This window comes from Longimicrobium sp. (assembly GCF_036554565.1).
Lineage (GTDB): Bacteria > Gemmatimonadota > Gemmatimonadetes > Longimicrobiales > Longimicrobiaceae > Longimicrobium.
Genome location: NZ_DATBNB010000704.1, coordinates 1 through 2,067 on the forward strand (window position 1 = coordinate 1; position 2,067 = coordinate 2,067).

General features: G+C 72.7%; 3 protein-coding genes. All 3 read right to left on the bottom strand.

From position 1 onward, the window contains the following. Positions 1-169: 169 nt before the first annotated feature. Entirely contained in the window at positions 170-715 is a 546-nt protein-coding gene (locus tag VIB55_RS19725; protein ID WP_331878384.1) for a sigma-70 family RNA polymerase sigma factor, read from the bottom strand. Positions 716-811: 96 nt separating this feature from the next. Then, a complete protein-coding gene (gene cysC, locus VIB55_RS19730) occupies positions 812-1,423 on the bottom strand; it encodes an adenylyl-sulfate kinase (RefSeq protein ID WP_331878385.1) in 612 nt (203 codons plus the stop codon). Continuing rightward, positions 1,420-2,067 (bottom strand): SLC13 family permease (locus VIB55_RS19735; protein WP_331878386.1); only part of this gene is annotated, 648 nt, incomplete at its 5' end. The genes cysC and VIB55_RS19735, both read right to left, overlap by 4 nt.

Genomic DNA, 2,067 nt, shown 5'->3' on the forward strand with positions numbered 1-2,067 from the left:
GCACGAGCGCAGCAGCTGCTCCACCTCCGTCCGCAACGCATCGTCGTCCCCGCACGCCTCGGCCAGGAAGCCTGGACGCAGCTCGGGAGCCAGGTCCAGCGCCTCGTCCAGCGTGTCGTTGATCCGCCGCCACCGCTCCGGCGAAACCCCGTCCAGCCCCGGCCGCGCGTCAGCCATACAATTCGCGGTGCAGCCAGCCCCTGGCCTTCACCCAGTCGCGCCAGACGGTGCGCGGCGCCACGCCCAGCACCGCCGCGGTCTCCTCGTCGGTGAGGCCGGCGAAGAACCGGCACTCCACCACCCGGCACATCCGCGCGTCCAGCGCCGCCAGCCGGGTGAGCGCCACGTCCAGCGCCACCAGCGCGTCAGCCTGCTCGTCCACCGCCATCTCCGCCTCGTCCAGGCTCACGCGCCGGGTGCCGCCGCCGCGCCGGATCGCGCCGTGCCGTCGCGCGTGGTCCACCAGCACCCGGCGCATGGCCTGCGCGGCCACGGCCAGGAAGTGGCCGCGGTCGCGCCACTCCGCGCGGGTCTGCCCCGCCAGCTTCAGATAGGCCTCGTGCACGAGCCCGGTGGTGCTGAGCGTGTGCCCGCCGCGCTCGTGGCGCATGCGTTGGTGGGCCATGCGCCGCAACTCGTCGTACACCAGCGGAAACAGCCCGTCGAGGCCGTCGGGGCCTTCGGGCGCGCTGGAGGCGAGGGGTGGGTCAGCCATCGGAGGGGGACCGGCCAAGGGAGGGATACGGGCCGAGTGCGGAGCCGGAAGATGTGTCCGTGCGATGGCGTGCGCAACGACGGCCCGGCCGGGCGTCTACCGGTTCTGGAGCGCCTTGAGCTGCGCCTTGACCATCGCCTCGTCGGGGTCGCCACCCCGCTCGGCGGGCACGTACCCCAGCTCTTCGAGCCGCCGGACGATGCGGGCGGCGGACTGCTCCGCCGTTTCGCGCTCGGAGTGCACCACCAGCTCCGGGTCTTCCGGCGGCTCGTAGTCGTCGGCGATTCCGGTAAAGTCCTCGATCAGCCCCAGGCGCGCCTGGCGGTACAGCCCCTCGGTGTCGCGGGCCTCGCACACCTCCAGGGGGCACTGCACCCACACCTCCACGAAGCGGCCGATCATCCGGCGGCACTCGTCGCGCGCCGCCCGGTTGGGCGAGATCGCGGTGGTGACCACGGCCACCCCGTTGCGGGTGAGCAGCTTGGCCACGTAGCCGATGCGCCGGACGTTGGCGATGCGGTCTTCGCGCGAAAAGCCCAGCCCGCGCGAGATGTTCTGCCGGAACTCGCCGCCGGCCAGCAGCTCGGTGGGGAGCCCCCGCCGCGCCAACTCCGCGGCCACCGCCTGGGCGATGGAGCCCTTCCCCGACCCCCGCAGCCCGGTGAGCCACACCGTGAACCCCTGCGCGCCCCCCGCGAACCCGCTCACAGCACCCCGATCATCGGCCAGTACAGCCAGGCGGCCAGCAGGAGCAGCCCCACCTGCAGCAGCGTCATCACGAGCCCCGCGCCCAGCATGTCGCGCATCCGCAGGTAGCCGCTGGAATAGGCGATGGTGTTGGGCGCCGAGCTGAAGGGAAAGGTGAAGTCCAGCCCGGCCGCCATGGAGCAGGTGAGCACGATGGCCACGGGGCTGATGGGAAGCTGGTCCGACATGCTGAAGGCCAGCGGAAGCATGACGGCCACGGCGGCGGCGTTGCTCATGAACTCGGTGAGCAGCACGGTGAGCAGCGCCAGCACCACGATGGCCACGGCCGGCGACACCTCGCGGGTGCCCACCATCCCCGAAACCAGCCATCGGGCCGCGCCGGTGCTTTCCACCGCCTGGCCCAGCGCGATGGCGCCGCCGTACATGAGCACGATCCCCCAGTGCACGTAGCCGTCCAGGTCCTGCCACTCCAGCGAGCGCACCAGGAACAGGAGCGCCGCCGCCAGCAGGGCGATGGCGGCCAGGTCTACCTTGCCGCCCAGCACCACCCACGCGCACACCGTGGCCCCGACGATCCCCGCGACCACCGCCTGGCGGCTGCCCATGCGCCCCAGCTCGCGGACGGAGCGGTGGATGGTGTCGCG